The 26735-nt window shown below is 62.0% G+C and carries 28 protein-coding genes; 16 read left to right on the forward strand and 12 right to left on the reverse strand.

Annotated elements, in window-relative coordinates:
- Positions 1-22: 22 nt before the first annotated feature.
- The 4 genes from ACU688_RS07950 to ACU688_RS07965 all read right to left on the reverse strand — a co-directional run bounded on the left by ACU688_RS07950 (position 23) and on the right by ACU688_RS07965 (position 3541).
- A complete protein-coding gene (locus ACU688_RS07950; RefSeq protein ID WP_448184290.1) occupies positions 23-1138 on the reverse strand; it encodes an OpgC domain-containing protein in 1116 nt (371 codons plus the stop codon).
- 124 nt (positions 1139-1262) lie between these two features.
- Positions 1263-1559: a cupin domain-containing protein gene (locus ACU688_RS07955; RefSeq protein ID WP_448184291.1), complete on the reverse strand. Its 297-nt coding sequence runs from the start codon at positions 1557-1559 to the stop codon at positions 1263-1265.
- A 66-nt stretch (positions 1560-1625) separates the two neighbouring features.
- Positions 1626-1910, reverse strand: coding sequence for a putative quinol monooxygenase (locus tag ACU688_RS07960; RefSeq protein WP_448184292.1), 285 nt, complete (start codon positions 1908-1910; stop codon positions 1626-1628).
- 11 nt (positions 1911-1921) lie between these two features.
- Positions 1922-3541 (reverse strand): FMN-binding glutamate synthase family protein, encoded by a 1620-nt coding sequence (locus tag ACU688_RS07965; protein WP_448184293.1) that lies wholly within the window; start codon positions 3539-3541, stop codon positions 1922-1924.
- Positions 3542-3722: 181 nt separating this feature from the next.
- On the opposite strand from ACU688_RS07965, the gene ACU688_RS07970 reads away from it, so the two are divergent.
- The 5 genes from ACU688_RS07970 to ACU688_RS07990 all read left to right on the forward strand — a co-directional run bounded on the left by ACU688_RS07970 (position 3723) and on the right by ACU688_RS07990 (position 7269).
- Entirely contained in the window at positions 3723-3995 is a 273-nt protein-coding gene (locus ACU688_RS07970) for a type B 50S ribosomal protein L31 (protein WP_448184294.1), read from the forward strand.
- 167 nt (positions 3996-4162) lie between these two features.
- Positions 4163-5503: a response regulator c-di-GMP phosphodiesterase, NosR family gene (gene nosR, locus ACU688_RS07975; RefSeq protein ID WP_448184295.1), complete on the forward strand. Its 1341-nt coding sequence runs from the start codon at positions 4163-4165 to the stop codon at positions 5501-5503.
- A gap of 186 nt (positions 5504-5689) precedes the next feature.
- Positions 5690-6103, forward strand: a complete 414-nt coding sequence (locus ACU688_RS07980; protein ID WP_448184296.1) for an NUDIX hydrolase — start codon at positions 5690-5692, stop codon at positions 6101-6103.
- Positions 6104-6127: 24 nt separating this feature from the next.
- Positions 6128-6766, forward strand: coding sequence for a LysE family translocator (locus ACU688_RS07985; RefSeq protein WP_448184297.1), 639 nt, complete (start codon positions 6128-6130; stop codon positions 6764-6766).
- Positions 6763-7269: a GNAT family N-acetyltransferase gene (locus ACU688_RS07990; RefSeq protein WP_448184298.1), complete on the forward strand. Its 507-nt coding sequence runs from the start codon at positions 6763-6765 to the stop codon at positions 7267-7269. The genes ACU688_RS07985 and ACU688_RS07990 overlap by 4 nt, the downstream gene beginning before the upstream one ends.
- Positions 7270-7398: 129 nt before the next feature.
- Here the strand turns inward: ACU688_RS07990 and metR are convergent, their stop codons facing one another.
- The gene (metR, locus tag ACU688_RS07995; protein ID WP_017736266.1) at positions 7399-8316 is read right to left on the reverse strand and encodes a transcriptional regulator MetR; all 918 of its coding nucleotides are present in this window, start codon (positions 8314-8316) and stop codon (positions 7399-7401) included.
- Positions 8317-8498: 182 nt separating this feature from the next.
- Between metR and ACU688_RS08000 the strand changes: the two genes are divergently transcribed.
- The 5 genes from ACU688_RS08000 (at position 8499) to ACU688_RS08020 (ending at position 12095) form a co-directional block, all read left to right on the forward strand.
- Positions 8499-9518 (forward strand): alpha/beta fold hydrolase, encoded by a 1020-nt coding sequence (locus tag ACU688_RS08000; RefSeq protein ID WP_124526135.1) that lies wholly within the window; start codon positions 8499-8501, stop codon positions 9516-9518.
- A gap of 55 nt (positions 9519-9573) precedes the next feature.
- Complete coding sequence (locus ACU688_RS08005) at positions 9574-10227, forward strand: DsbA family oxidoreductase (RefSeq protein ID WP_448184299.1); 654 nt, start codon at positions 9574-9576, stop codon at positions 10225-10227.
- A 181-nt stretch (positions 10228-10408) separates the two neighbouring features.
- Entirely contained in the window at positions 10409-11329 is a 921-nt protein-coding gene (locus ACU688_RS08010) for an arginase family protein (protein ID WP_448184300.1), read from the forward strand.
- Positions 11326-11706, forward strand: a complete 381-nt coding sequence (locus tag ACU688_RS08015; protein ID WP_017736270.1) for a DMT family transporter — start codon at positions 11326-11328, stop codon at positions 11704-11706. The genes ACU688_RS08010 and ACU688_RS08015 overlap by 4 nt, the downstream gene beginning before the upstream one ends.
- A complete protein-coding gene (locus ACU688_RS08020; protein WP_448184301.1) occupies positions 11703-12095 on the forward strand; it encodes a DMT family transporter in 393 nt (130 codons plus the stop codon). The genes ACU688_RS08015 and ACU688_RS08020 overlap by 4 nt, the downstream gene beginning before the upstream one ends.
- A gap of 134 nt (positions 12096-12229) precedes the next feature.
- On the opposite strand, the gene ACU688_RS08025 is transcribed toward ACU688_RS08020, so the two are convergent.
- A complete protein-coding gene (locus ACU688_RS08025; protein ID WP_448184302.1) occupies positions 12230-13000 on the reverse strand; it encodes a MipA/OmpV family protein in 771 nt (256 codons plus the stop codon).
- 217 nt (positions 13001-13217) lie between these two features.
- On the opposite strand from ACU688_RS08025, the gene ACU688_RS08030 reads away from it, so the two are divergent.
- The 6 genes from ACU688_RS08030 (at position 13218) to ACU688_RS08055 (ending at position 20574) form a co-directional block, all read left to right on the forward strand.
- Positions 13218-13919 (forward strand): MtnX-like HAD-IB family phosphatase, encoded by a 702-nt coding sequence (locus ACU688_RS08030; RefSeq protein WP_448184303.1) that lies wholly within the window; start codon positions 13218-13220, stop codon positions 13917-13919.
- On the forward strand, positions 13912-15306 hold the full coding sequence (locus ACU688_RS08035; protein WP_305432861.1) for an aspartate aminotransferase family protein: 1395 nt from the start codon (positions 13912-13914) through the stop codon (positions 15304-15306). The genes ACU688_RS08030 and ACU688_RS08035 overlap by 8 nt, the downstream gene beginning before the upstream one ends.
- The gene (locus ACU688_RS08040) at positions 15303-16214 is read left to right on the forward strand and encodes an alpha/beta hydrolase (RefSeq protein ID WP_448184304.1); all 912 of its coding nucleotides are present in this window, start codon (positions 15303-15305) and stop codon (positions 16212-16214) included. The genes ACU688_RS08035 and ACU688_RS08040 overlap by 4 nt, the downstream gene beginning before the upstream one ends.
- A 79-nt stretch (positions 16215-16293) precedes the next feature.
- The gene (locus ACU688_RS08045) at positions 16294-17418 is read left to right on the forward strand and encodes a GNAT family N-acetyltransferase (protein WP_448184305.1); all 1125 of its coding nucleotides are present in this window, start codon (positions 16294-16296) and stop codon (positions 17416-17418) included.
- Positions 17418-19187 carry a sensor histidine kinase gene (locus ACU688_RS08050; protein ID WP_448184306.1) on the forward strand — a complete coding sequence of 590 codons (1770 nt, stop codon included), beginning with the start codon at positions 17418-17420 and terminating at the stop codon, positions 19185-19187. The genes ACU688_RS08045 and ACU688_RS08050 overlap by 1 nt, the downstream gene beginning before the upstream one ends.
- Entirely contained in the window at positions 19177-20574 is a 1398-nt protein-coding gene (locus ACU688_RS08055) for a sigma-54-dependent transcriptional regulator (RefSeq protein ID WP_448184307.1), read from the forward strand. The genes ACU688_RS08050 and ACU688_RS08055 overlap by 11 nt, the downstream gene beginning before the upstream one ends.
- A gap of 56 nt (positions 20575-20630) precedes the next feature.
- Here the strand turns inward: ACU688_RS08055 and ACU688_RS08060 are convergent, their stop codons facing one another.
- The 6 genes from ACU688_RS08060 to ACU688_RS08085 all read right to left on the reverse strand — a co-directional run bounded on the left by ACU688_RS08060 (position 20631) and on the right by ACU688_RS08085 (position 26551).
- On the reverse strand, positions 20631-20966 hold the full coding sequence (locus ACU688_RS08060; RefSeq protein WP_017736168.1) for a GlpM family protein: 336 nt from the start codon (positions 20964-20966) through the stop codon (positions 20631-20633).
- Positions 20966-22303 (reverse strand): two-component response regulator AauR, encoded by a 1338-nt coding sequence (aauR, locus tag ACU688_RS08065; RefSeq protein ID WP_448184308.1) that lies wholly within the window; start codon positions 22301-22303, stop codon positions 20966-20968. The genes ACU688_RS08060 and aauR overlap by 1 nt, the downstream gene beginning before the upstream one ends.
- Positions 22300-24201 (reverse strand): two-component sensor histidine kinase AauS, encoded by a 1902-nt coding sequence (aauS, locus tag ACU688_RS08070; protein ID WP_448184309.1) that lies wholly within the window; start codon positions 24199-24201, stop codon positions 22300-22302. Before aauS ends, aauR begins: the two co-directional genes overlap by 4 nt.
- Positions 24202-24402: 201 nt before the next feature.
- Positions 24403-25137, reverse strand: a complete 735-nt coding sequence (locus ACU688_RS08075) for an amino acid ABC transporter ATP-binding protein (protein WP_017738301.1) — start codon at positions 25135-25137, stop codon at positions 24403-24405.
- Positions 25134-25805: an amino acid ABC transporter permease gene (locus ACU688_RS08080; RefSeq protein WP_017738300.1), complete on the reverse strand. Its 672-nt coding sequence runs from the start codon at positions 25803-25805 to the stop codon at positions 25134-25136. Before ACU688_RS08080 ends, ACU688_RS08075 begins: the two co-directional genes overlap by 4 nt.
- On the reverse strand, positions 25805-26551 hold the full coding sequence (locus ACU688_RS08085; RefSeq protein WP_017738299.1) for an amino acid ABC transporter permease: 747 nt from the start codon (positions 26549-26551) through the stop codon (positions 25805-25807). Before ACU688_RS08085 ends, ACU688_RS08080 begins: the two co-directional genes overlap by 1 nt.
- Between the last annotated feature and the right edge of the window lie 184 nt (positions 26552-26735).

Below are 26735 nucleotides of genomic sequence, written 5' to 3' on the forward strand. Positions count from 1 at the left end.
GCCCAACCGTGACGGGCGCTACCTATGTAGCGCGGCGTTGGCTCAGGCGTTTGTTCAAGTCCAGCCAGGCGGCCAGTGCAGCCATCAGCAACGCCCCCACCACGGCCGTCAGCAGTTGCATCGCCATTGCATCGCCGGCCATGGCATTGAGCATGTCGGCCAACGGCGCGAGCAGCACGCCGAGGCAGAAGACCTCCAGGGAAAAGCGTCCCATGCGGCACACCTGTGCGGCGACCAGGTTGTGCGTCCAACCGGCGCCGGGCAGCAATTTGGCGGTGACGTAGGCCAGGGCAAGGAAGTGCAACAGGCGTACCGGCGACAGGTCGGTCTTGCTGATCGGGTAGATCAAGTCGCTGATCAGTGCTGGCATCAGCGCGTCATGGATCTCGGGCCAGCGCCACCCCACGGTGATCAGGCCGGTGACCACCACGTACACCGCTGCCGCGACAAACAGCGGCTGGCGCTGCAACGGCGGGCTCTGGGCTGGCTTGGGTTGCCCGCTGCGAATCGCCGCCGCGCCGCCCAGCACAAACAGCAGCTGCCAGGTGACCGGGTTGAAGTACCACACGCCATCCTCAATGGCCCGCAGGTTCCAGCCCATCCACGGCGCCAGCAGGTAAATCGCCAGCGACACGGCCACCACCGCCAGGGGCCAGCGCAGCATCAGCGGCAACACCAGCGCCAGGCTGGCCAGCAACACGATGTACAGCGGCAACGGGTCCATCAGGTTGGGCTTGAAGCGCAACAGCAGCTCATCCAGCAACGCCTGCTGCGGGTGGGTGATGAAATGGGTCATGCCCATCTCTTGCACCAGGTCGCGGGTTTCCACATGGCTGTTGGCGAAAAACACGATGCCCATCAGCATCGCCAGCAAAAAGATGTGCACCACGTACAGCACCCAGGTGCGCCGCAGGATTTTCAGGCAGGCCATCCAATAGCCTTCGCGTTGCAGGACCTTGCCGTAGGCCAGCACCGAAGCAAAACCGGCGAGGAACACAAAGACTTCTGCCGCATCACTGAAGCCGATGTTGCGCAGGGTGATCTGGCCGAGGGGGTTGTGGGGGACGTGATCCCAGAAAATGAAGATCAACGCCAAGCCCCGAAAAAAATCGATGCGTGGGTCGCGTCCGTTCAGCATGGCAGCGGGCTCTTGTACAAATTTTTGAGTAATGACGGGCAGGCGCGAGGGCGCCTCACGTCGGGCGGGCGCAGGTTGGCGGTATTTGTAAGCAAATGCAAAGGTTGGGTATTACTGAATGTCTCTAGACATCAATGATTACCAAAGTGCCATGGCTGCCGGCGAGGACCCCGTGGGCAACGCCAGCCTCCACGAGGTACATCTGGCCGGCCTCGACGCGGATGACCTGATCGGCAAGGTTCAAGAGCAACTGGCCGCTGATCACCAGCAGCCCTTCGTTGTAAGCGTGGGTCTCTTCCTCATACGCCTGCGCATCCATGCGCAACACCTTGATGTGCGCCGGGCCGACCTGGCCCAGGCGCGTGGATTTCCAGCTTTCGGGCAACTGTTCGGCAATGGCAACGAAGTCCAGTAACGGCATGTGAATCTCCTTGTTTCAACGATGCCGTCGGTGGTCCGGTTCAGCAGGGAGGGGTAGGTGTTTGACTCAGAACGCATCCATCAGCAGCACTCGGCATGGCTGGGCTTGATAGGCATTGATCTGCGGTACCAGGCGGGTGAAGTGTTCGGTCTGGCAATGGGTGTCGAGGGCAGCCTGGTCGGGCCATAGCTCGATGAAGACAAAGTGCCCGGGGTCTTTTTGATCAATGAACAGATCGTAGGCGATGCACAGCGGTTCCAGGCGGGTTTTTTCCACCAGTTCGGCGTACCACCCGCGCACGGTTTCCACGTGTTCGGGCTTGATGAAATCTTCGGCGATGACCTTCAACACAGTGCGGCTCCTTAAGCGGCAACAACTTCATGGGGTTCAAAACTGTCGGCCCGCGCCATCTGCCACATGCGCGAATAGAACTCGCCATTCACCTCGCCGGTCAGCAATTCACCGGGCTTGAGGAACACATGCAGTTGCGAGAACAGCTTGATCTCGGTCGCCGACATGCGCCGCACCAAGTGCTTGGCCGACAGTTGCGACGGGTGATCGAGGCCGGCAGCTGCAAGCATTTCCGCGAGGGCCTTGAGGGTGTTGCGGTGGAAGTTGAACACCCGCTGGGCCTTGTCCGGCACCACCAGGGCGCGCTGGCGCAGTGGGTCCTGGGTGGCGACACCGGTCGGGCATTTGTTGGTGTGACACGACTGGGACTGAATGCAGCCAATGGCAAACATAAAGCCGCGCGCCGAGTTGGCCCAATCGGCGCCGATGGCCAGGACGCTGGCGATATCGAACGCGCTGACAATCTTGCCGCTGGCGCCGAGCTTGATCTTGTCGCGCAGGTTCAGCCCCACCAACGTGTTGTGCACAAACAGCAGGCCCTCGCGCAGCGGCACGCCGATATGGTCGGTGAACTCCACCGGTGCCGCGCCGGTGCCGCCTTCCTTGCCGTCCACCACGATAAAGTCGGGGAGGATGCCGGTTTCGAGCATGGCCTTGGCGATGCCCATGAATTCCCACGGGTGGCCCAGGCAGAACTTGAAGCCCACCGGTTTGCCGCCCGACAGTTCGCGCAACTGGGCGATGAACTGCATCAATTCAATCGGCGTGGAAAACGCGCTGTGACGCGACGGCGAGATGCAGTCTTCGCCCATCAGGATGCCGCGAGTCTCGGCGATTTCCTGGGTGACCTTGTGCTTGGGCAGGATGCCGCCATGGCCGGGTTTGGCGCCCTGGCTCATCTTGATTTCGATCATGCGTACTTGCGGGTTCTGCGCCTGCACGGCAAAGCGTTCCGGGTCGAAGCGGCCGTCGCTGGTGCGGCAGCCGAAATAGCCGCTGCCCAGCTCCCAAGTCAGGTCGCCGCCGTTTTCACGATGGTAGGGGCTGATGCTGCCTTCGCCGGTGTCGTGGGCAAAGTTGCCGAGCTTGGCGCCCTGGTTGAGCGCGCGGATCGCGTTGGCACTGAGCGAACCAAAACTCATCGCCGAGATGTTGAACACCGACGCCGAATACGGCTGCTTGCATTGCGGGCCGCCGACCATCACGCGAAACGCGCTGGGGTCGCTCAACGGCGCCGGACGCATGGAGTGGCCGATAAACTCGAAGCCAGACTGATACACGTCGATCAGGGTGCCGAAGGGTTTGTCGGCGGATTCGTTCTTGGCCCGCGAATACACCAGCGAACGCTGGGCGCGGGAGAAGGGCAGGGCGTCGCTGTCGGACTCCAGTAGGTACTGGCGGATTTCCGGGCGGATGGCTTCCACCAGGTAACGGATATTGCCCAGGATCGGGTAGTTGCGGCGCACCGCATGGGGGCTTTGCAGCAGGTCGAAGATGCCGATCAGGCTGAGAATGCCGGTGACCACGGTGATCGGCCACAGCCACTCATGCTGGATAAACGGAAGGCTGGCGAGGGTGAAAATGACGCACACGGCAAAGAAGGCGTAACGGCTTAGCAAAGACAGGCTCATACGGTTTCCTTGGGTTCGGACGCTTGAGGTCGATCCGCCATTCTGCGCCAGTAAGGAAACCACAGACAACCTAAGGGATTGTTCCGCATAGAATCCGCAGGTCTATTCTTATTGCAATCGGTTCTCGTTTGGGTGCATTATTTGCGTTACTGTATAACACTAAGTATGCCCCGGAGGCCCTATGAAAGCTGGAATCCATCCCGACTACCGCACCGTGCTGTTCCACGACACCGCCGCTGACGTGTTCTTCCTGATCGGCTCCACCGCCGACAGCGACCGCACCCACAAACACAGCGATGGCAATACCTATCCCTACATTCCGTTGGACATATCCAGTGCCTCGCACCCGATCTACACCGGGCAACAGCGCAAGACCCAGGTCGAAGGCCGGATTGCCGGGTTCAACAAGCGTTTTGCGTCGTTTGGCTCAAGCCCGAAAAAAGCCGACGCGTGAGGCGTGTCGGATTCACTGCGAAAGCCGCTCCTGTTTTGGGAGCGGCTTTTTTATGCGTTGATATCTAAAGGCCATCATTTTTAGAAAAACCTACTAAACTACTCAGTAATCGCCAGGAAGGCAGGCCCATACCCTAAGGAACGCACACCGACGATCCGAGGTGTCCCATGGGAGAGTCCGTTACCTTTACCGATGCCGACCGTGCCGTGGTGCTGTTGATCGATGCCCACCCGGACGTCCTCCACAGCCTCACCCAACTGCTGCGGCTGGAGCCCTTCGACCTGTACAGCGCCGCCTGCGCCGCTGACGCCTTGACGATTCTCGCCAGCCAACCGATCGACCTGGTGATGAGCGCTGCGCGCCTGCCGGACATGGACGGTGCCTCGCTGCTGGCGCATATCCACCAGCACTACCCGCACACCGTGCGCATCCTGCTGACGGGTGAAACCGACCTGACCCTGATCGTCAAAGCCATCAACGAAGGCGAGATCTATCGCTACCTCAGCAAACCCTGGAACGACGAGGAGTTGCTGCTGGCCCTGCGCCAATCTCTGGCCCATCAGCATTCCGAGCGTGAACGCCTGCGTCTTGAGCAGTTGACCCGGCAACAGAACGACGAACTCAAGCAGCTCAACGCCTCCCTGGAAAAACACGTGGCCGCGCGCACCAGTGAATTGCAGCAAACCGCCGACATGCTCGACCTGGCCTACGAAGAACTCAAACACAGCTACGCCACTGGCACCGAAGTGTTCTCGCTGCTGGCCAACCTGCGCCTGCCGCGCGCCAAGCAGACCAACCGGCAGATCATCGAACTGGTGCGCACCTGGTGCGTGGCCCACGGCGTGGATGACGCCAGCAACCGCGACCTGACCATGGCCGCCGCGCTCTACAACATCGGCAAGTTGAGCTGGAGCGACAGCATGATGGCCTCGCCCTCGGACCTGCTGCACAGCAGTGACCGCGAGCGGTATCGCGCCTACGCCACCCAGAGCGAATCGCTGCTGATGACCCTGGACCCGATGAAAGACGCCGCGCGGCTGATCCGCCATCACCAGGAACGCTGGGACGGCAGCGGTTTCCCGGATCACCTCAAGGGCGAGGCGATTCCTGCGGGTTCGCGCCTGTTGAAACTGGCGGTGGATTTCATCGAGCTGCAAAAGGGCCTGATCCTGGAGCGGCAGATGAACAGCGATGAGGCGTTGCTGTACATCCGCAAATACGCCGGGCGCCTGTACGACCCGGTGATGGTCGAGGACTTTGTGCAGGTCTGTGCCACTTACCTCAATGACGTGACCCTGGGCGACCCCAACGTCAAAGTGCTCGGCACCCGGGAGCTTGCGGAGGGCATGGTGCTGGCGCGTAGTTTGAATGCGGATAACGGCATGTTGCTGCTTAATGCGGGCAAGGTGTTGAACTTGCCGTTGGTGGATAAGTTGATTGCCTTCGAGACCATGGAAGGCGCGCGGTACAGCGTGTTCATCAAGGACCACGCTGAAACTCCAGGTTGAACGCAGTAAAAAATGTGGGAGCTGGCTTGCCTGCGATGCAGGCAACTCGGTTGTTCAGGTAGACCGAGGTGATGCTATCGCAGGCAAGCCAGCTCCCACACAACCCCGGTTCCCACATTGGATTGCGGCGTTCCCAACGATCATGTGATCCTTGCGCCCTTTTACGCAGCCAAGGAAGCCCTCCCAATGCCAACCACCATCCGCATCGCCGCCGCCCTCCTGATCGGCAGCGACGGCCAGACCCTGCTGGTGCGCAAGCGCGGTACCCAGGCGTTCATGCAGCCGGGCGGCAAGATTGATGCCGGCGAACAACCGGCCGAGGCCCTGGCGCGCGAGTTGCACGAAGAACTCAACTTGCGTATCGACCCAAGCGCTGCCGTCTACCTCGGCCACTTCTCGGCACCGGCGGCCAACGAGCCGGGTTTCACCGTGGACGCGCAACTGTTCCAGGTGAATATCGACGTACCGGTGCACCCCGCCGCTGAAATCGAAGAAGTCCGTTGGATTGACCCGGCCGGCGATGGCGGCCTGGTGTTGGCGCCCTTGACACGTGACCTGATCCTGCCGTTTTATCGCGCATCGCTGACCACCACTGCCTGACGTGCAGGCGCAAAGGACTGAACCGTGATCCCACTCAACGAGTTGCTGATTTTCGCCGCCGCCTGCCTGCTGATGGTGTTGACCCCCGGTCCGAACATGATCTACCTGATCTCCCGTTCGATCTGCCAGGGACGCAAGGCGGGCCTGGTCTCGTTGTTGGGCGTGGTGGCGGGGTTCTTTGTGCACCTGTTCGCCGCAGCGGCGGGTTTGACGGCGGTGTTTCTCGCGGTGCCGATGGCCTACGAAGTGCTGAAATGGGCCGGTGCGCTGTACCTGCTATGGCTCGCCTGGCAGGCGGTCAAACCCGGCGCGCGTTCGCCGTTCGAAGCCCAGCAACTGCCGCCCGACTCCACGCGCAAGCTGGTGACCATGGGTTTTCTCACCAGCGCGCTGAACCCGAAGATCGCGGTGTTCTACCTTTCGGTGTTCCCGCAATTCATCAACCCGGAGCACGGTTCGGTGTTCACCCAGAGCGTGATGCTGGGCTTCACCCAGATCAGCGTGAGCTTTATGGTCAACGCGCTGATCGCGGTGTTCGCCGCGAGCATCGCCAGCTGGTTTATCAACAACCCGACCTGGCTGGCGGTGCAGCGCTATTTCATGGGCTTTGTATTGGCGGCGCTGGCGGTGCGGCTGATGCTTGAGCAGCGCCGCAGCGCATGATCATCCGCACGCTGGCGCCCCAGGATGCCGAGGCGTATCGGGCGTTGATGCTGCAAGCGTATGGCGTTTATCCCCAGGCGTTCACCTCCAGCGTGGCCGAGCGCGCGCGGATGCCGTTGAGCTGGTGGGAGAAGCGCCTGGACAGCCCGTTGGATTGCTTGCTCGGTGCTTTTGCCAGGGATGAACTGGTCGGTATTGTCGGCCTGGCGTATGAGCCTCGGGAGAAGGCCAAGCACAAGGTGACGTTGTTTGGCATGTATGTGAATGCCGCTCATCAGCAACAAGGCCTGGGCCGTCAGTTGGTCGAGGCAGCTTTGGACGAGGCGCGCAAACAGCCGCGCCTCAAGGTCATCCAACTGACTGTCACCGCCGGCAATGACGCGGCGTTTGCGCTGTACCAGCGTTGCGGTTTCATCCAATACGGCCTGGAACCGCTGGCGGTGCGGGTGGGCGTGGAGTACTTCGACAAGATCCACATGTGGCGCGAACTTTCGGGCCAGTGATAACCCCTGTGGGAGCTGGCTTGCCTGCGATAGCGGTGGGTCAGCTTGCACATCTGCTACTGATACACCGCTATCGCAGGCAAGCCAACTCCCACAGTTGGATCACTTTGTTTGTGAGAGAGCGCTCGTTCAGCGAACGGCGCTGACGCCATCCAATGTCGAAAACGACGTGTCCTTCGCCGTCAGCAAGAAATCGCGCATATACGGCGCATCCAGCATGTCCGCACGAATCCCCGCATACAGCGTCGCAAACAAGCCTTTCTCACCCAAACGCTTGGCCTTCACATACCCGCGCGAGCTGTATTCATGCAGCGCCCAGTGCGGCATGCCGCACACGCCACGGCCGCTGGCCACCAGTTGCATCATCATCACCGTCAGTTCCGAGGTGCGCACCTGGGCCGGTTCCACGTCAGCGGGTTCGAGAAAGCGGGTGAAGATGTCCAGGCGGTCGCGTTCCACCGGGTAGGTGATCAGGGTTTCTGTCAGCAGGTCTTCCGGCACGATGTAGGACTTGCCCGCGAGCGCATGCTGGTTGGCCACCGCGAGCATGGCTTCGTAGGTGAACAGCGGCACATAGGTGATGCCCGGCAGCTCCAGCGGGTCGGAGGTCACCACCAGGTCGAGGTCGCCACGGGCCAGGGCTGGCAGCGGCGCGAAGGCAAAACCGGAGGCCAGGTCCAGCTCGACTTCCGGCCAGGCGTCGCGGAACTGGTCGATGGTCGGCATCAGCCATTGGAAACAGCTGTGGCATTCGATGGCCATGTGCAGGCGCCCGGCGGTGCCGCCGGCCAGCCGCGCGATGTCACGCTCGGCACCGCGCAGCAGCGGCAGGGCCGCATCGGCCAGTTGCAGCAGGCGCAGGCCGGCGCTGGTGAAGCGCAGCGGCTTGGTCTTGCGCACGAACAGCTGCATGCCCAGGCGTTCCTCCAGCTCCTTGAACTGGTGGGACAACGCCGATTGCGTCAGGTGCAGGCGCTCGGCGGCTTCCACCAGGCTGTCGGCTTCGCGCAAGGCGTGCAGGGTCTTGAGGTGACGGATCTCGAGCACGGGCTCTCCATGAAGGCAATTTGTGACGAAGCGCAATCGCGTGAGTTTGTCTCATGTTGCCGGTTGTGTCGACCATGACCGCTGGGCACTCTTCATTAAACTGTCATGGAACTGTGGCAGCGCGCTTGAACAAACTTCATCAGACTCGCGCTCTACTGGGGTTCTGCGTTTCGGTGTTTTTCATGCGCGTGTTGCTTTTACTGGCCGCTCTATTGTTCGGCCTGCCGTCTTTTGCGGCTTCTCGATGTGATGTCAATGTCCCGACCCAAACGGTCGATCTGGCTCAGGTAAGCATTGCCTACCAGAGCATCGGCCGTGCGTCCGATCCGGCGTTGCTGCTGGTGATGGGCCTGGGCGGGCAGTTGATCCACTGGCCGGATGAAGTGGTCGTCGCCCTGTGCCAGCAGGGTTTCCGGGTGATCCGCTACGACAACCGCGACGTCGGCCTGTCCACCTGGCGCCAGGCACCGGCCAGTGCCAACCTGACCTTTGAAGTGCTGCGCTACAAGCTCGGCCTGCCGGTGTCGGCGCCGTACACGCTGACCGACATGGCCGACGACGCGCTCGGCCTGATGGACGCGTTGCAGGTCCGCCAATTCCACGTCCTGGGCGCGAGCATGGGCGGCATGATCGCCCAGCACCTGGCCGCCATGGCCCCGCAGCGCGTTGAAAGCCTCACGTTGATCATGACCAGCTCCGGCGCTGAAGGCCTGCCGGCACCGAATGCGGCACTGGTGCAACTGCTGTCCCGGCGCAGCGCACCCAATCGCGAAGTGGCGCTGGAGCAACAGGCCGATCTGCTGGCGGCCCTGGGCAGCCCGAATGTGAAAGATGATCGTCAGGCCCTGCTGCACCAGGCGGCGCTGTCCTACGACCGCGCGTTCAACCCGGACGGCGTCAAGCGCCAGATCATGGCGATCCTTGCCGAGCCAAGCCGCGTGCCGTTGCTCAACCAACTGCGCGTGCCGACCCTGGTGGTGCACGGCACCGCCGACCCGTTGTTGCCGGTGATGCACGGCGTGCATTTGGCCGCGCATATCCAGGGCAGCGAATTGAAGCTGATTCCCGGCATGGCCCACCGTTTCCAGGAAGCGTTCAAGGCGCCGTTGCTCACAGCGGTGTTGCCGTACCTGCAAGCCCATCGCGAAGACGCCGCGCACTGGGCGCAGATTGACCTGGGCGAGCCTTCGAAGGTGTTGTGACATTGGTGTATCGTGCAACCTTTGCGGCGCGTTTTTGCCTACGAGGTGGTTAGCCATGAGTACTCCCCTGAAAATCGATTTCGTCAGCGACGTGTCCTGCCCCTGGTGCATCATCGGCCTGCGCGGCTTGACCGAAGCCCTCGACCAACTGGGCGCCGAGGTGCAGGCCGAGATCCATTTCCAGCCGTTCGAACTGAACCCGAACATGCCCGCAGAAGGGCAGAACATCGTCGAACACATCACTGAAAAGTACGGCGCTAGCGCCGAGCAATCCCAGGCCAACCGCGAGCGCATCCGCGACATGGGCGCCGCGCTGGGCTTCGCCTTCCGTACCGATGGGCAGAGCCGTATCTACAACACCTTTGACGCCCACCGCCTGTTGCATTGGGCCGGGTTGGAAGGCTTGCAGTACAACCTCAAGGAAGCGCTGTTCAAGGCGTATTTCAGCGACGGCCAGGACCCTTCCGACCACGCGACCCTGGCGATCATTGCCGAAAGCGTTGGGTTGGACTTGAAGCGCGCGGCTGAGATTCTGGCGTCTGATGAATACGCTGCCGAGGTGCGTGAGCAGGAGGAGTTGTGGGTGTCCCGTGGGGTGACATCGGTGCCGACCATTGTGTTCAACGACCAGTACGCGGTGAGCGGCGGGCAGCCGGCCGAGGCGTTTGTGGGGGCGATTCGGCAGATCATCAACGACGCCAAATCCTGACACCGTTCCGATGTGGGCACGGGCTTATGTGGGAGCTGGCTTGCCTGCGATAGCGATGCAAGATTCACTGCCGCTATCGCAGGCAAGCCAGCTCCCACATGGGTTCCTCGTTGTGCTTGAGATAAGTGCTGGCCCGGCCCTTGCATTGACCCCCTGAAGCCATAAAGGGGGCACCTCTGCCTTGAATATTCTTGATCTCGACCACAGCCTTACCGGCCAGGCACCGATTGCCCGGCGTCTGGCCAGCGGTCAGGCCACGCGCCTCGATCTGCTGGACCTGGGCCCGAAGCTGCGCCTGTGGTCCACCGAAAAAACCTGGAACTCCTTCGCCGCGCGCCTGGCCCAGCGCCCTCGGCCGGTGGATGCACGCCCGGAAATCCTGTTTGTCGGCTCCGGCGACTATCACCACCTCACGCCGGCGTTTCTCGCCGACCTCAAAGAACCCATCAGCCTGATCCACTTCGACAACCACCCCGACTGGGTGCGCTTTGCGCCCAAGCGGCACTGTGGTTCGTGGGTCAACCGCGCGTTGAAAATGCCGGCGATCAAACGCATCGTCACCCTCGGCCCGTGCAGCGATGACCTGCACAACCCGCAACTGCGCGGCGGCAACCTGGGGGCGCTCAAGCGCGGGCATTTGCAGCTGTTTCCCTGGCAGCATCCGCCGTCGAAAGTCTGGGGCCGGGTCGGGGACGGCGCCGGTCACCAACAGCAGGAAAATCACCTGCATTGGCGCAACCTCGCCGAGTTGGACTGGGGCGTGTTTCTCGAGCAGATGATCGCCAGCCTGCCCACCGAAGCGATCTGGATCACCATCGACAAAGACGTGCTGGCCAGTGAAGACGCCGCCACCAACTGGGACCAGGGCGGCATGCGCCTGACCCATCTGTTGCAAGCCCTGCGCGCCTTGGCGGCGGGCAAGCGGATCATTGGTATCGACGTGTGTGGCGAGTTTGCACAACCGGCGTTCAGCAACGCGTTCAAGCGTTGGGAGGCCAAGTCCGACCAACCACCGGCCGAGCGCTGGAGCGCCGAGGATTTGCAGCGCAATGCCGCGACCAATGAAGCCCTGATCGACCTGTTTGAGGAGCTGTTCCCGTGACGTTGACCGTAGTGTTGCTGGTGGCGTTTTCCATCGTGCTCGATGTGATCGGCCAATTGTGTTTCAAGCTCGGCCTGGACCGCTTGCCGGAGCTGGAAGGCGGCTTTCGCCTGAATGCGTTCTGGGGCCAGGTGTTCAATGCGCCGCTGTTGTGGGCGGGGATCGGGGCATACGTCATCGAGTTTTTTGTCTGGCTGGAAGCCTTGTCCCGCGCGCCGTTGAGTCTGTTGTTTCCGGCCGCAGCGTTGGCCTATTGCGGGGTGGTACTGGTGGGCAAAGTGGTTTTGGGCGAGACCGTCAGCCGCCGCCGTTGGGCGGGGACCTGGGTGATTACCCTGGGCGTGATGTTGGTGGCGATTGCAGGAGGGCAGGCATGAATACGCACGCGTGGTTGCATGGGCGCTTCGGCACGGTGGTGCTGTGGGCCTTGCTGATCTGCACCGAAAGCGCCGGGCAGTTGTTTACCAAGATGGCCGGCGATCAATTGGGGCAGATGGATTTCAATTGGCAGTGGCTGGCGGATGTGGCGCGCAACCCGGGGATTCTCGCGGCGATTGCCTGCTACATCGGCGCGTTTTTTGTGTGGATGCTGATCTTGCGGCGCAGCAGTTTGTCCCTGGCGTTTCCCCTGAGTTCATTGGTGTTTGTGGTGGTGTTGCTCGGCTCGTGGCTGGGGCTGGGGGAACATATCAGCCCGCTGCACTGGGTGGGAGTGGCGGTGATTATTGGCGGGATTGCGCTGCTGGCCGAAGGCGAAGAAAACTAAAACACCTGCCATGAAATGCGGACCCCTGTGGGAGCTGGCTTGCCTGCGATAGCGGTCTATCAGTTATTGCTGTACTGACTGATCCACCGCCATCGCAGGCAAGCCAGCTCCCACATTTTTTGCTCTGCGGTGAGTCAGTTGAATTTGTAGCTGATGGCGGTCTGCACTTGCCCCTGGTTCACATCCCCAGTGTCCTTGACGATGCTGCTGTTCGCCGCCGAACCCACCAAATGCACCCAGCTGGCACTGGTCAGCAACGACCAATTGGGCGCCAGCGGAAACTCGAAGCTTTGCGTCAGCGTCAGGTTCTGGAACCCCGCACTGGCGTTATAGGGCCGAAACCCCGACGCAGCAGACTCATTGGCGTCCACACCAAAATAAGTCTGGGTCTGGCGCGCGTCGGCAAAGTGCGCCATCAGGCCGCTGCTGCCGATGATCCCGCCGCCCAGCGGGTAGCCCAGCTCGCCGCCGACCTTGCCGAGCACGCCGCTTTGGTCGCGCCCGCCGCCAACGGCCTGGCCCACCTGGGCGTACACGCGCCAGAACTCGGCCGGGGCGTATTGGATGAAACCGCCCACTTCGGCCATGTCCGAGACATTGCGCAGGCCTTGCAGCGAGCCGTTGGACGTACGCCCCTGCAAGTAATTGATATAGGGCCCGGCGGTAAACCCCTGGGTATTCAGCGCGCTCCAGCTCAGGCCGTCATCGGTGCTCAGGCTGACGTTGCCCCAGTCCAAATCCACATAGGGCACGGGACGGGTTTCGTAGCGGCTGCCGGTGGGGTCGTGGGGTTGGTAGCTGAGGCCCGCGCCCACTTCGCCGCTGATGCCTTCGGCCCGGGCCGCGCTGGCAAAGCCCCACAGCCCGAGTAAACCGGCGAATACAGCAACACTGACCTTATGCATGGAACGGCTTCCTTCTCTAGACATGCGCGCATGAACGCGCGAAGGGCGGTCTTCGCGCAAGCACTGATCTTGTTTGTAGCAAGCTACAAAAATTGTAGCTCCCACGACACAGACCCGCCCGCAAGCCCAGCCCCGCTGGGGATTCGCCGGTTGGCACAGTCCCTGCTCTACCCCTTGTGAAAGCGCACACAGCGCGCTCCTCTTCAAGGTAACCACAATGATTGACTGGCATATCGTGTGCGACTTCGACGGGACCATCACCCCCACCGATGTCATCGACAACGTCCTCCAACGCTTCGCCGGCCCCGAGTGGGAAACCATCGAGCAGCAATGGCTGGATGGGCATATCGGTTCACGCGAATGCCTGAGCCGCCAACTGGCGCTGATCAAGGCCACCCCAACCGAACTTCTGGCGTACTTCGACAGCGTCGAGATCGACCCGGACTTCCCCGATTTCGTCGATCAGGTCATCGGCCAGGGCGCGTCCATCGAAGTGGTCAGTGACGGCATCGAGCAGGGCATCGCGCGCATCCTGTCGCGCAACTACGTGACCTTGCTGCCGATCCTCGCCAACCGCCTGCGCCAGGTTGACCAGAATAGCTGGCGCATCGACTTCCCGTATTCCAGTGATGCCTGCCGTGCCGCGTCCGGCAACTGCAAGTGCAAATCCACGCCGCGCAACAAGCGCGTGCTGGTGATCGGCGACGGCAAGTCCGATATGTGCGTGGCCTCCACCGCCGACTTCGTGTTTGCCAAGGGCAGCCTCGCCGATTACTGCGTCACCCACCAGATTCCCCATGCGCGCTTCCACACCTTTGCCGAAGTGCCTGCATTGCTGGCGCTGCTCCCTCAGGGCAACGCCGCCAACGCCACCTCCTTTACTGCTGCCGACAACCAGGAACTCTTCCACCATGTCTGATATCCGCATCGCTACCGCCGAAGACCAGATCCTTCTGGATAAAGAAGCCAAGTACTGCTCCTACGGCGACACCGTCCACTACATCGAGCCGCCGCGCATTTTCAGCCGTTGCGAAGGCTCCTACGTGTGGGACACCGAAGACCAGGCCTACCTCGACCTGCAAATGTGGTACTCGGCCGTCAACTTCGGCTATGCCAACCCGCGCCTGAACAATGCGCTGAAACAACAGATCGACACCCTGCCGCAAATCGCCAGCCAGTACCTGCACAAGGGCAAGATCGAGCTGTCGGAAATGATCGCGGTCGACGCGAAGAACAAGTTCGGTCTCGACGGTCGCGTGCACTTCAACGTCGGCGGTTCGCAGTCCATCGAAGACTCCTTGAAGGTTGTGCGTAACGCGTCCAACGGCAAGAGCCTGATGTTCGCCTTCGAAGGCGGCTACCACGGCCGTACCCTCGGCGCCTCGTCGATTACGTCCAGCTTCCGCTACCGTCGCCGCTACGGCCACTTTGGTGAGCGTGCCAACTTCATCCCGTTCCCGTACCACTTCCGCGGCCCGAAAGGCATGACCAAGGAAGAATACGGCAGCCAGTGCGTGCAGCAATTCGCCCGCTTGTTCGAGACCGAATACAACGGCGTCTGGGACCCGAAGACCAATCAGTGTGAATACGCCGCGTTCTACGTCGAGCCGATCCAGGGCACCGGCGGCTACGTGATCCCGCCGATGAACTTCTACCGCGAGCTCAAGCACGTGCTGGACCAGCACGGCATCCTGATGGTCAGCGATGAAATCCAGATGGGCTTCTACCGCACCGGCAAGCTGTGGTCGATCGAGCACTTCGACGTGCAACCGGACGTGATCGTGTTCGGCAAGGCGCTGACCAACGGCCTCAACCCGCTGGGCGGCATCTGGGCCCGTGAAGAGCTGATCAACCCGAAGGTCTTCCCGCCAGGTTCGACCCACTCCACCTTCGCCTCCAACCCGTTGGGCACGGCGGTGGGCCTGGAAATGTTCAAGATGACCAGCGAAGTCGACTACGGCGCGATGGTCATGGCCAAGGGCAAATACTTCCTCGAAGGCCTGCAAGACCTGCAAAAACGCTTCCCGATCATCGGCGACGTCGACGGCCTCGGCCTGGCGCTGCGCTGCGAAATCTGCGGCCCGGACGGCTTCACCCCGGACAAGGCGACCCTGGACTACATGGTCGAAGAAGGCATGAAAGGCGACATGATCGTGGACGGCCAGAAACTCGGCCTGATCCTCGACGTGGGCGGCTACTACAAGAACGTGATCACCCTGGCGCCGTCCCTGGAAATCAGCTACCCGGAAATCGACCTGGGCCTGAAACTCCTGGAGCAACTGCTGGTGCGGGCGACCAAACGGTGAGCAACATCGAGATCGACCTCGGTGAAGGCGATGCCGGTTTCGTTCTCGGTGAAGGTCCGGTCGGGATCCTGTTGATCCACGGCCTGACCGGCACGCCGACGGAATTGCGTCAGGTCGCCAAGGGCCTGGCCAAGGCGGGCAACTGCACGGTGTACGTGCCCACCCTGGCCGGGCATTGCGGCGATAACAGCGATTTGCAGGCCACCGGCTGGCGCGACTGGTACGAAGGCGTGCGCAAGACCTTCGTCCAGGTCAAGCAGCGGCATGAGCAGGTGTTTGTCGGTGGCTTGTCCATGGGCGCGGTGATGTCGATGTACGTGGCCGCCGAGCATCCGGGGCAAGTCGCCGGCTTGCTGATGTATTCCACCACCTTGAAGTACGACGGTTGGAGCATCAACAAACTGGCGTTCCTCACGCCGTTGCTGATGAAGATTCCATTCGGCGTGCATATCTGCAGTTTCGAAGAGAAGCCGCCCTACGGCATCAAGAACGAACGCCTGCGGGCCATCGTCGAACGGCAGATGAAGGAGGGCGAAAGCAGCGAGGCGGGCTTGCTGACCATGGAGGGCATCACCGTGCGCGAGTTGCACCGGATGAACGCCGTGGTCAAGAAACGCATGCCCGAGGTCAAGGTGCCGGCGCTGGTGTTGCATTCCATCGAGGACGACATCACCAGCCGCTGGAACGCCGATTACGTCGAGCGCCACCTGGGCGGGCCGGTGACCAAGATCCTGTTGGACAACTGCTACCACATGATCACTGTGGACCTGCAATACCGCCGGGTCATTGAGCTGAGTGCGCAATTCGTCGAGCAACACACCTCTGTTGTGGCCCCTGGCTTTTCGTGGCGAGGGAGCTTGCTCCCGCTGGGCAGCGAAGCTGCCCTAAAAACAGCCACCTCGATTTAACCGGAAAAGCTCAGTGGCATTGATGGGGCTGCTGCGCAGCCCAGCGGGAGCAAGCTCCCTCGCCACAAAGGGATCACATGTGATTACGAGTCAAGCCTTTGCGAGTATCCGGGCGATCCAACGTGCTGCCTGGAACGACTGTTTTCCCGGTGCCCTGGAGGACTGGGACTATTACGTCGCCGTGGAAAACGCCGCCATCGCGGATTTCCAATGGCGATACCTTGCGGTGTACGACAATGGAGCGCTGGTGGCCGTAGGTGCCGCGTTCATCACCCATTACCGCCTCGACACCACGGTGTCAGGCGCCGGCAAGCGTTTGACCGAACGCCTGGACCGACTGTGGCCGGGGCTTTTGCAGTTGGGCTTGTATGCCCTCGGCTCACCGGTGGCCGAGCGCTGCGATGTGGGTTTCGCCAGCAGCGTGCCTGAATCGCGCCGCCCGCTGTTGCTCAAGCACCTGCTCGCCGCCGCACGCCGAGACGCCGATGAGTTCGGCATCGGCCTCGTCGCGGTCAAGGACGCACCGAGCAACGATCCACACTGGTCCGACAGCTGTCGCGCCGCCGGCTTCCAAAGCATGCCGAGCTTGCCCACGGGCGTGTTGCCGCTGCCCTACGGCTCGGTGGACGCTTACCTCGGTTCCCTGGGCAAATCCACGCGCAAGGACCTGCGGCGCAAACTGCGCGCACCGGGGCCACGGGTGGAGTGGCGGCGCACTATCGACGACGTGCTGCCCGAGATCATGCGCTTGTACGAAGCCACGCTCACCCGCGCCGACTTGCAGTTCGAGCGCCTGCCCGCCGGCTACTTCACCGGTGTGCTCGAACGCCTCGGAGAACGCGCGGTGTGTGTTCTGTACTGGGTGGATGACAACCTGGTGGCGTTCAACCTGATCCTGGTGGACGAGCACCGCCTGGTGGACAAGTTCTTCGGGCATGACGTCGAATTCACCCGCGACTACAACCTGTACTTCCGCAGCTGGCTGACCAATGTGGACTACTGTATTGAACACAATATTGCGTTGTACGAGTGCGGGCAGGCCGGGTATGCCAGTAAGCTGCGCCTGGGCTGCGAGTTCCAGGGCAACAGTGTGTTCTTCCGCCACCGCAACCGGCTGGTCAACGGCCTGCTCAAGCTTGTAAAACTGTTTATTCGACCGGATCGTTCCGACCCTGCCATGGCTGCTGCGATAAGCGAAACCTGATGATCACCAAGACCCGCCAGAAAGCCCGTCCGTTTGCGATTTCACGCTGGAGCGTCCAGCGCAAGCTGGTGCTGGCGTTCTGGCTGGTCAGCGTGATCCCGACGATGATCGCCGCCGAGTTGGCCGCGACCACCCTGTCGCAGATTTTCGACAGCAACGTGCGGATCTGGCTGCAAGAGTCCACCCGCATCGTCAAGGACGAGATTGGTGACATCGTTCACGACAACGCGCGCATGGCCAAACTGTTCCTGCGCTACGCCAGCCCGCCCTCGGACCGCCTGGCCGCCAAGCACGACCGCTTGACCGCCGACATTGCCGATGCGACGGACATCGATGTGGTCGCGCTGATTCGCGTCAGCGACCACAAGATCATGTTCAGCACGGCCTCAGATGACATCGTCAAGCAGATCAGCCTGACCAGTAACGCAGTGCTGCAAACGGTGAGCGTGTCGGGGGTGGACACCGGGATCGTGGTCTCGACCTTCGAAACCAGCAAGGAAGGCGTCGATTACTTGCTGCTGGTGGCGACCTACCTGGACAGCAGTTTCCTCACCAGCGTGGCCGAAGTGCATTCACTCGACCTGCGTTTGTACCTGGCCAATCCGAAAGGCTTCTCGGAGATTTTCTCCACCCAGCGTTTCCAGGATCACCCTTCGCGCATCCCCAAGGATGTGGAAGCGGCGATGCGCAATACCAAGCAGCCGAGCGAGCAGTTCACCAACAACTACAGCGGTTTGTACTGGCCGATCTTCAACGACGCCGGCGATTTGCAGGGCGTGATCTTCAGCGGCCTGTTGCGTCATTCCAGCCTGGTGGGGTTGGTGAACCAGAGCAATCTGTTTGTGCTGATCTTCCTGGTCAGCTCGGCGCTGTCCCTGGGTGCGGGCGTGTTGGTGTCACGGCGCTTGACCCGGCCCTTGCGCGACTTGTCCGAAGGCGTGGATGCGGTGATTTCCGGCAATTACCAGCACCGCGTGGCGGTCAGCGGTGGCGATGAACTGGCGCAACTGAGCAGCACGTTCAACCACATGACCGAGCGCCTGGGCGAGTTGCATCACCTCGAAGCGCAACTGCGCCGGCGTGATCGCCTGCATGCCCTGGGCGAAGTCGCCATGGGCCTGGCTCACGAAATCCGCAACCCGCTGGGCATTATCAAGACCGCCACCCAACTGCTGCACCGGCGTGCCGACCTGGCGGACACCGACAAGCGCCACCTGGAATACGTGGTCAGCGAAGTCAGCCGCATCAACGAGCTGATCACCGAGTTTCTCGACTTCGCCAAGCCCAACCCGCCGTTGCGCGTGTTGCAGCCGGCGCGGCCGCTGGTGGACGAGATCCTCGGCTTCTGCGCGCCGGAACTGGCGGCGCACAACGTCGATGTGCAGGTCGACGACCAGGCGCCGGGCGCGACGATCTACGCGGACGCCAAGCAACTCAAGCAGGCGTGCCTCAACCTGATCCTCAATGCCATCGACGCCATGCCCGACGGCGGGCGCCTGACCCTGGGCATTCGCAGCGTCGGCGACAACACGCTGATCAGCATCGCCGACACTGGCCAGGGTATCCCGGTGGAAATGATCGAGCGCATCTTCACCCCGTTCGTCACCACCAAGGCCTCGGGCACCGGCCTGGGGCTGGCCAAGGTCTACTCGATCATGGAAAGTCACGACGGCAGCATCGAGTGCGTCAGCGAGAAAGATGCCGGCGCCACGTTCAGCCTGTACATTCCGGCTATCGGCGAAGACGACGAGGACAGTCATGACGCATAACATTCTGGTAGTCGATGACGAGCCCAAGCTCTGCGACTTGCTCGCATCGGCCCTGGGCCAGAACGAGGTGCAGGTGTTTGTCGCCGGCAACGGCTTGCACGCGCTCAAGGTGCTGGAGCAGGAAGACATAGACCTGGTGATCAGCGACTGGCGTATGCCCGGCATGGACGGCCCGGCGCTGTTGGCCGAGATCAAGGTGCGCTATCCCCAGGTGCCGGTGATCGTGATGACCGCCTACAGCACGGTGAAGAACGCTGTGCAATCGATGCGCAACGGCGCCTATGACTACATCGCCAAACCGTTCGACATCGACGAGCTGGACATCACGGTGGCCAAGGCCTTGCAGTTTCGCGACATCCTGCGCGACAACGCGCGCCTGCGCGCCGAGTTGGATGAACACGCCCAGTTCGACAGCCTGGTGGGCGACAGCCCGGCATTCCGCAGCGTGTTGCAGGCGGTGGACGCCGTGCGTGACAGCGCCGCGACCATCCTGCTCACCGGCGAGAGCGGCACCGGCAAGGAGATGGTCGCGCGGGCCATCCACAAGCACGGCAGCCGTGCCGACAAACCGTTCGTGGCGGTCAACTGCGCGGCGATCCCCGAGGGTTTGCTGGAAAGCGAAATGTTCGGCCATCGCAAAGGCGCCTTTACCGGCGCGGTGTCGGACCGGATCGGGCGCTTTCAGCAGGCGGACAAGGGCACGCTGTTTCTCGACGAAGTGGGCGACATGCCGTTGGCGTTGCAGGCCAAGATCCTGCGGGCGTTGCAGGAGCGGGTGATCGAACCGGTAGGCGACCCCCGCGAGCGCAAGGTGGATGTGCGGGTGATCGCCGCCACCAACAAGAACCTGCTGGAGGCGGTGGCCAACAAGGAGTTTCGCGAAGACCTGTATTACCGCCTCAACGTGTTCCCGATTCCCCTGCCGGCCTTGCGCGAGCGCGTGGAAGACATCGCACCGCTGGCCCGCCACTTCGCCCAGACCCTGAGCGCCACGGCCGGCAAGCGCATCACCGGCTTCAGCGCCGAGGCGTTGCAGGCGATGGCGGCGTATCACTGGCCAGGCAATATCCGTGAGCTGCAAAACTGCGTGGAACGGGCGACGATTGTGGCGGCTACGCCGGTGATCGAAGACATCGACTTGCCGGGGTATCTGTTTGCGTCGCGGCCGAGTGAGGGCGGTGTTGCGGCGATCCTCAGTGATGGGCCGGGGGTGCCGCAGGACCTGGATGCGGCGCTGGCGGAGGTGGAAAAGGCTTACATTCTGGCGGCGTTGCAGGAGAGCAATGGGGTGCAGGCGGCGGCTGCGCAGAAGATCGGGATTTCGGAGCGGAGCTTCTGGTATCGCCTGAAAAAGCTCGGTATCCAAGTCGACAAAATAGTTCGCTGATCTTTCTGTTGATCACTGATCCAAATGTGGGAGCAGGCAAGCCAGCTCCCACATTTTTAACCGAGTCGTGTCCAGATGCTGACCAGCACCGTTGCTGCCATCAACCACGCCACCGTTGCTACGGCCAGCGATGCTTCAAGCCGCAACCGATCCACCACCACATACAACGTCGCCAAATACACAAAATACGGAATGATCGACCACATCCCGAACAGGATTGTGGTCTTCAAATCCTCCACCGAACGGCCTTTGCCGACGATGTAATGGGCGATCAGCGCAAAGGTCGGAAACAGCGGCACCAGGCCGGCGATGTAGTAGTTCTTGGTCTTGGCCAGCGCGGCGAGGATCAACACGACGGCCGCGCCCAGGGCGGCTTTCAAGAATAGATCCATCAGTGGCTCAACCCGTATTTCTTGACCTTGTCGAACAAGGTGGTCTTGGCCATGCCCAGTTCCAGGCTGGCCTGGGTCAGGTTGCCGCCGCTGCGTTGCAGGGCGTCGCCCAGCAGGTTGCGTTCGAAGGCTTCCACCGCTTCGGTGAAGGCCAGGCCTTGGCCGCTGCCGGTGGCGCCGCTTTTCTTGAACGCTGGCAGGCCAAGGGCGAAGCGTTCGGCGACGTTGCGCAGTTCGCGCACGTTGCCCGGCCAGTCGTGGCTCATCAGGCTCGACACGGTCTGGTTGTCCAGCTCCGGCGCGGCGCGGTCGAACCGCAGGGATGACTGCTGCAAGAAGTGTTCGAACAGTTGCAGGATGTCTTCACGGCGTTCGCGCAGGGGCGGCAGTTCCAGGGTCACCACGTTGAGGCGGTAATACAAGTCGCTGCGGAACTGGCTGGCGCGGCTCAACTCGTCGAGGTCGGATTTGGTGGCAGCGATCACCCGGCAATCCACGGCCACGCTCTGGTTCGAACCGAGGCGTTCGAGGGTGCGTTCCTGCAACACCCGCAGCAATTTGATTTGCAGGTTGATCGGCATGCTTTCCACTTCGTCGAGGAACAGCGTGCCGTCGTGGGCGTGTTCGATCTTGCCGATGCGGCGTTTGCCGGCGCCGGTGAAGGCGTTGGCTTCGTGGCCGAAAATTTCGCTTTCGAACAGGTTTTCCGGCAGGCCGCCGCAGTTCAGGGCGACGAATTGGTGACTGTGGCGGCGGCTGAAATCATGCAGGCAACGGGCGACCAGTTCCTTGCCGGTGCCGGTCTCGCCTTCGATCAGCACGTTGGCCGAGGTGTCGGCAACGTTGGCGATCAGCTCGCGCAGGTTCTGCATGGCCGGCGAGCGGCCGATGATGCGGCCTTCCAGGGAATCGCGCTCGGCCAGTTGACGGCGCAGCGCCCAGACTTCCCGCGCTAGCCCGCGTTGCTCCAGGGCACGGCGGGCCACGTCCACCAGGCGTTCGGGGGAGAAGGGTTTTTCCATAAAGTCATAGGCGCCGTTGCGCATCGCGCCGACGGCCATGGAGATATCGCCATGCCCGGTGATCAGCACCACCGGCAGGCTCTTATCCAGGGCCTTGAGGCGGGTCAGCAACTCCAGGCCGTCGATGCCCGGCAGGCGGATATCGCTGATGACAATGCCCGCGAAGTTCTCGCCGATACGCTTGAGCGCCTCTTCGGCGCTGGCCACGCCGACGCTGGGAATATCTTCCAGGGCCAGGGCTTGCTGGCAGCCCAGCAGCACGTGGGGATCGTCTTCGACAATCAGGACGGTGAGGTCTTTGGGATCAGTAGTCATGTCGGCTCAGCTTTTTGAGCGCCTACCAACGGCAGGCACAGGACAAAGGCGGTACCACCACCCACCGGGTGCTCCACGGCAAGGTTGCCGCCGGTGGCCGCAGCGAGGCTGGCGGACAGGGTCAGGCCCAGGCCCAGGCCTTGCTCACCGGGTTTGGTGGTGAAAAACGGTTCGAACAAATGCTTGCGTGCCTCGGCGTCGATGCCGTGGCCGTTGTCGCGCACGTGCAGGCGGTATTTGCCGTCGGCGCTGCTGCCGTCCAGCCACAGTTCGGGGGCGGGCTGGGCTTGCATGGCGTCGAGGGCGTTGCCGATCAGGTTGACCAGGATCTGCTCCAGGCGCGTCTGATCAATCTGCAATTGGGCGTGGGAAAAGTCCCTGTGTACGGTCAACGGCAGGCTGTCCAGGCGGGCGCCAAGGACCTGGAATGCAGCGTCCACCGCCTTGCCCAAGTTGGCTTCGCCCTGGTCGTCACCGCGTCGGGCAAACGAGCGCAGGCTGGCGGTGATACGGCCCATGCGGTCGATCAGTTCGTTGATGGTCTTGAGGTTGGCGCTGGCGGTGTCCAGGGCGCCGCGTTCCAGGAAGCGCACGGTATTGCCGGACAAGGTGCGCAGCGCGGCCAGCGGCTGGTTCAATTCGTGGGCGATGCTGGTGGACATCTGGCCGATGGCCGCCAGTTTGCCGGCCTGTACCAGCTCATCCTGGGCGCGCCGCAGGGTCTCTTCGGCCTGGCGCCGTTCGCGGATCTGGCCCTTGAGCCGTTCGTTGCTGGCGCGCAGGTCGGTGGTGCGTTCGGCAATCCGACGCTCCAGCTGGCTGTTGGCTTCCTGCAAGGCTTCCCGCGCGGCCAGGCGGGTGGCGATGACCTTGCGCCGCTCGTTCCAGGCGATCAGCAGGAAGGCCACCAGGCCAAAGGCCACGGCCACCAGGATGCCCTGGTTGATCGCAGCGCGGCGCAGGTCGTTGAGCGGGGTGAGCAGGGTGAAGTTCCACGGCGTGTCGTTGAGCGGGCGGGTCTGCGCCAGGTAGCTGACTTCGTGCTCGTCGTTGACCACTTCGCTGTTGGCCGGGAAGGTGAGCTTCTCGGTGCCTTCGTTGAGGCGTTCGCGGGCCAGGGGTTCCAGCTCGTTGAGCGTCGCCCAGTAATATTGCAGGCTGTGGGCCAGGCGGTCCCTGGTGTCATCGCTCAGCGGGCGCACGGCCTTGAGGCGGCGGGCCGGGTCGCTGGAAAGAATGATGATGCCATTCTCATCGCTGACAAACGCTTCGAGACGCGCGCGCTGCCAGCGCTCTTCCAGGGCTTCGAGGCGCACTTTGACCACGGCCACGCCGATGATCTTGCCGTGTTCTTCCAGGCCATGGGCCAGGTAGTAGCCGGGCTCGCCGTTGGTGCTGCCGATGCCGTAGAAACGCCCGGGCTGGCCGCGTACGGCGTTCTGGAAATAGGCGCGAAAGGACAGGTCTTCACCCTGGTAACTGTCGGCATCGCGCCAGTTACTGGTGGCCAGCACGCGGCCGGTGGTGTCCATCACGTAGATGGCCCGGCTGCGACTGCGTCGGTTCAGGCCTTCAAGGTAGTCGTTGACCGATTTGCGGGTTTCCTGGCTCGGCTCGGCCAGCAGCTTGGAGACGCTGGCTTCCAGCTCCAGCAGGCTTGGCAGGTAGGTGTATTTGCTCAGTTCGCTTTCGACGGTGCGGGCGTGCAGCTCCAGCTGGCGTTCGCCGTTATCGCTGAGGGTGCGGATGCCATAGTACTCACTGATCCAGAAGCCGACATAACCCAGGCCGATCATCAGGGCGATGATCAACGGCGGCAGGAACAGTTGGCGAATCAGGCGTGGTTTCACGGCAAGTGATGGCGGTGCGGCGCGAAATTGGTTGGGGTCGCATTTCATCACAGATGCCTTGGGTCAACCAGAGCTGTTGGCCCGGTGTTTGTGTGGGCGCTGGGCTTGTGTGGGAGCTGGCTTGCCTGCGATAGGATCGCCTCGGTGTCACTGCTGCACCGAGGTGTCTGCATCGCAGGCAAGCCAGCTCCCACACAAGAGCCAGTGCCTGCACAGGCCCGGTTCCCGCAGGGAGAACGGGGCTGCTTTTTAGTGTTGCAGGATTTTCTCAAGGAAGTGCTGCGCACGTTCGGAGCGGGCGCTTATGTCGCCGAAGAACTCTTCTTTCGGGCAGTCTTCGATGATCTTGCCAGCGTCCATGAAGATCACGCGGTCGGCCACTTTGCGGGCGAAGCCCATTTCGTGGGTCACGCACATCATGGTCATGCCTTCCTGGGCCAGTTGCACCATCACGTCGAGCACTTCGTTGACCATTTCCGGGTCGAGGGCCGAGGTCGGTTCGTCGAACAGCATGACGATTGGGTCCATGGCCAACGCGCGGGCAATCGCCACCCGTTGTTGCTGGCCGCCGGAGAGCTGGCCGGGATGCTTGTGGGCGTGCGCCGACAGGCCCACGCGCTCAAGCAGTTGCAGGCCTTTCTTGGTGGCTTCTTCCTTGCTGCGGCCCAGCACCTTGATCTGCGCGATGGTCAGGTTTTCGGTGATGGTCAGGTGCGGGAACAGTTCGAAGTGCTGGAACACCATGCCCACGCGCGAGCGCAGTTTCGGCAGGTTGGTCTTCGGGTCGGCGATGGAGGTGCCGTCCACGATGATGTCGCCCTTCTGGAACGGTTCCAGCGCGTTGACGCACTTGATCAGGGTGGATTTGCCCGAGCCGGACGGCCCGCACACCACGATCACTTCGCCTTTTTTGACATCAGTGCTGCAATCGGTCAGCACCTGGAAGTCGCCATACCACTTGTTGATGTTCTTGATAGAGATCATACGGCAAACCTTTTTTGCAGACGCTTGACCAGCAGCGAGGCGGAAAAGCTGATGATGAAGTAGACGACACCGGCAAAGATCAGGAACTCATTGGAGCGGCCGATGATGTCGCCGTTGGAGCGGGCGGAGTTGAGGAAGTCCACCAGGCCCACGGTGTAGACCAGCGAGGTGTCCTGGAACAGGATGATCGACTGTTGCAGCAGCAACGGGGTCATCTTGCGGAACGCCTGGGGCAGGATGATCAGGCGCATGGTCTGGCCATAGGTCATGCCCATCGCTTGCGCTGCGCCCATCTGGCCCTTGGGGATCGACTGCACGCCGGCCCGCACGATTTCACAGAAATACGCGGCTTCGAACATCATGAACGCCACGACGCAGGAGGCGAACGCGCCGATCGGGGTGTCTTCGCCGGTGATCCAGCGCAGCACGAACGGTACCGCCAGGTAGAACCAGGTGATCACCAGCAGCAACGGGATCGAGCGGAAGTAGTTCACATAAGCGCCAGCCACACGCGACAGCAGTTTGTTGGACGACAGGCGCATCAGTGCGAGGACCGTACCCAACGCAATGCCGCCGACCACGCCCATGACCATCAGCTGCAAGGTCATGACCATGCCGTTCCACAGGCCCGGGATAGCGGGGATGATACCGCTGAAATCGAGTTCCATTATTTACCCCCCACGGAGATCAGGCCGGGCACTGCGACTTTCTTCTCGACCAGGCGCATGAGCAGCATCAGGCTCATGTTCAGGGTGAAGTAGATCAGCGTGGCCAGGGTGAAGGCTTCAAACAGGTTGGCCGAGAATTCGGCGGTCTGCTTGGTCTGCGCCAGCAATTCCATCAGGCCGATCAAGGACGCCACGGAGGAGTTCTTGAACACGTTGAGGAATTCCGAGGTAAGCGGCGGAATGATGATCCGGTAGGCCTGGGGCAGCAGCACGTTCCAGTAGATCTGCGGCAGCTTGAAGCCCATGGCGCGCGCGGCGGATTCCTGGCCGCGTGGCAGCGCCTGGATGCCGGTACGCACTTGCTCGCACACCCGGGCGGCGGTGAACAGGCCCAGGCACACGACAACGCTCAGGTAGGCCGAGGTGGTCGGGTTGAGGTCTTGTTTGTACCAGTCCTGCAGGTTTTGCGGCAGCAGGTCGGGAATCAGGAAGTACCAGATGAACAGCTGCACCAGCAGCGGCACGTTACGAAACAGTTCCACGTAGCAGGTCGCGATGCCCGATACGAGGCGGTTTGGCACGGTGCGCATGACCCCCAGAATGGAGCCCAGCAGCAAGGCGATAATCCATGCCACGACAGCGATGGCAATGGTCCAGCCCAGGCCGGCGATGTACCAGTCGAGATAAGTCTCGCTGCCCACGCCGGTGGACTTGAAGAACACGCCCCAGTCCCAGTTGTAATTCATTAGGGTCTCCCCTCGAAGTCGATCAATGTACAAGCACCCGCTTGGGGAAAATCCATTCCCGCCCGACGGTGAACGCCAGGCACACAAGATCGGCTCGAAAACCGCCAGGTCGAGTGTTCCAAATAAAGCCAGCAGGTAGTAACAGACGCCTGAGGGAGGGTTGGCTCCCTCAGGAGATAAGCTT

This window comes from Pseudomonas acericola (SeqCode), assembly GCF_053456465.1.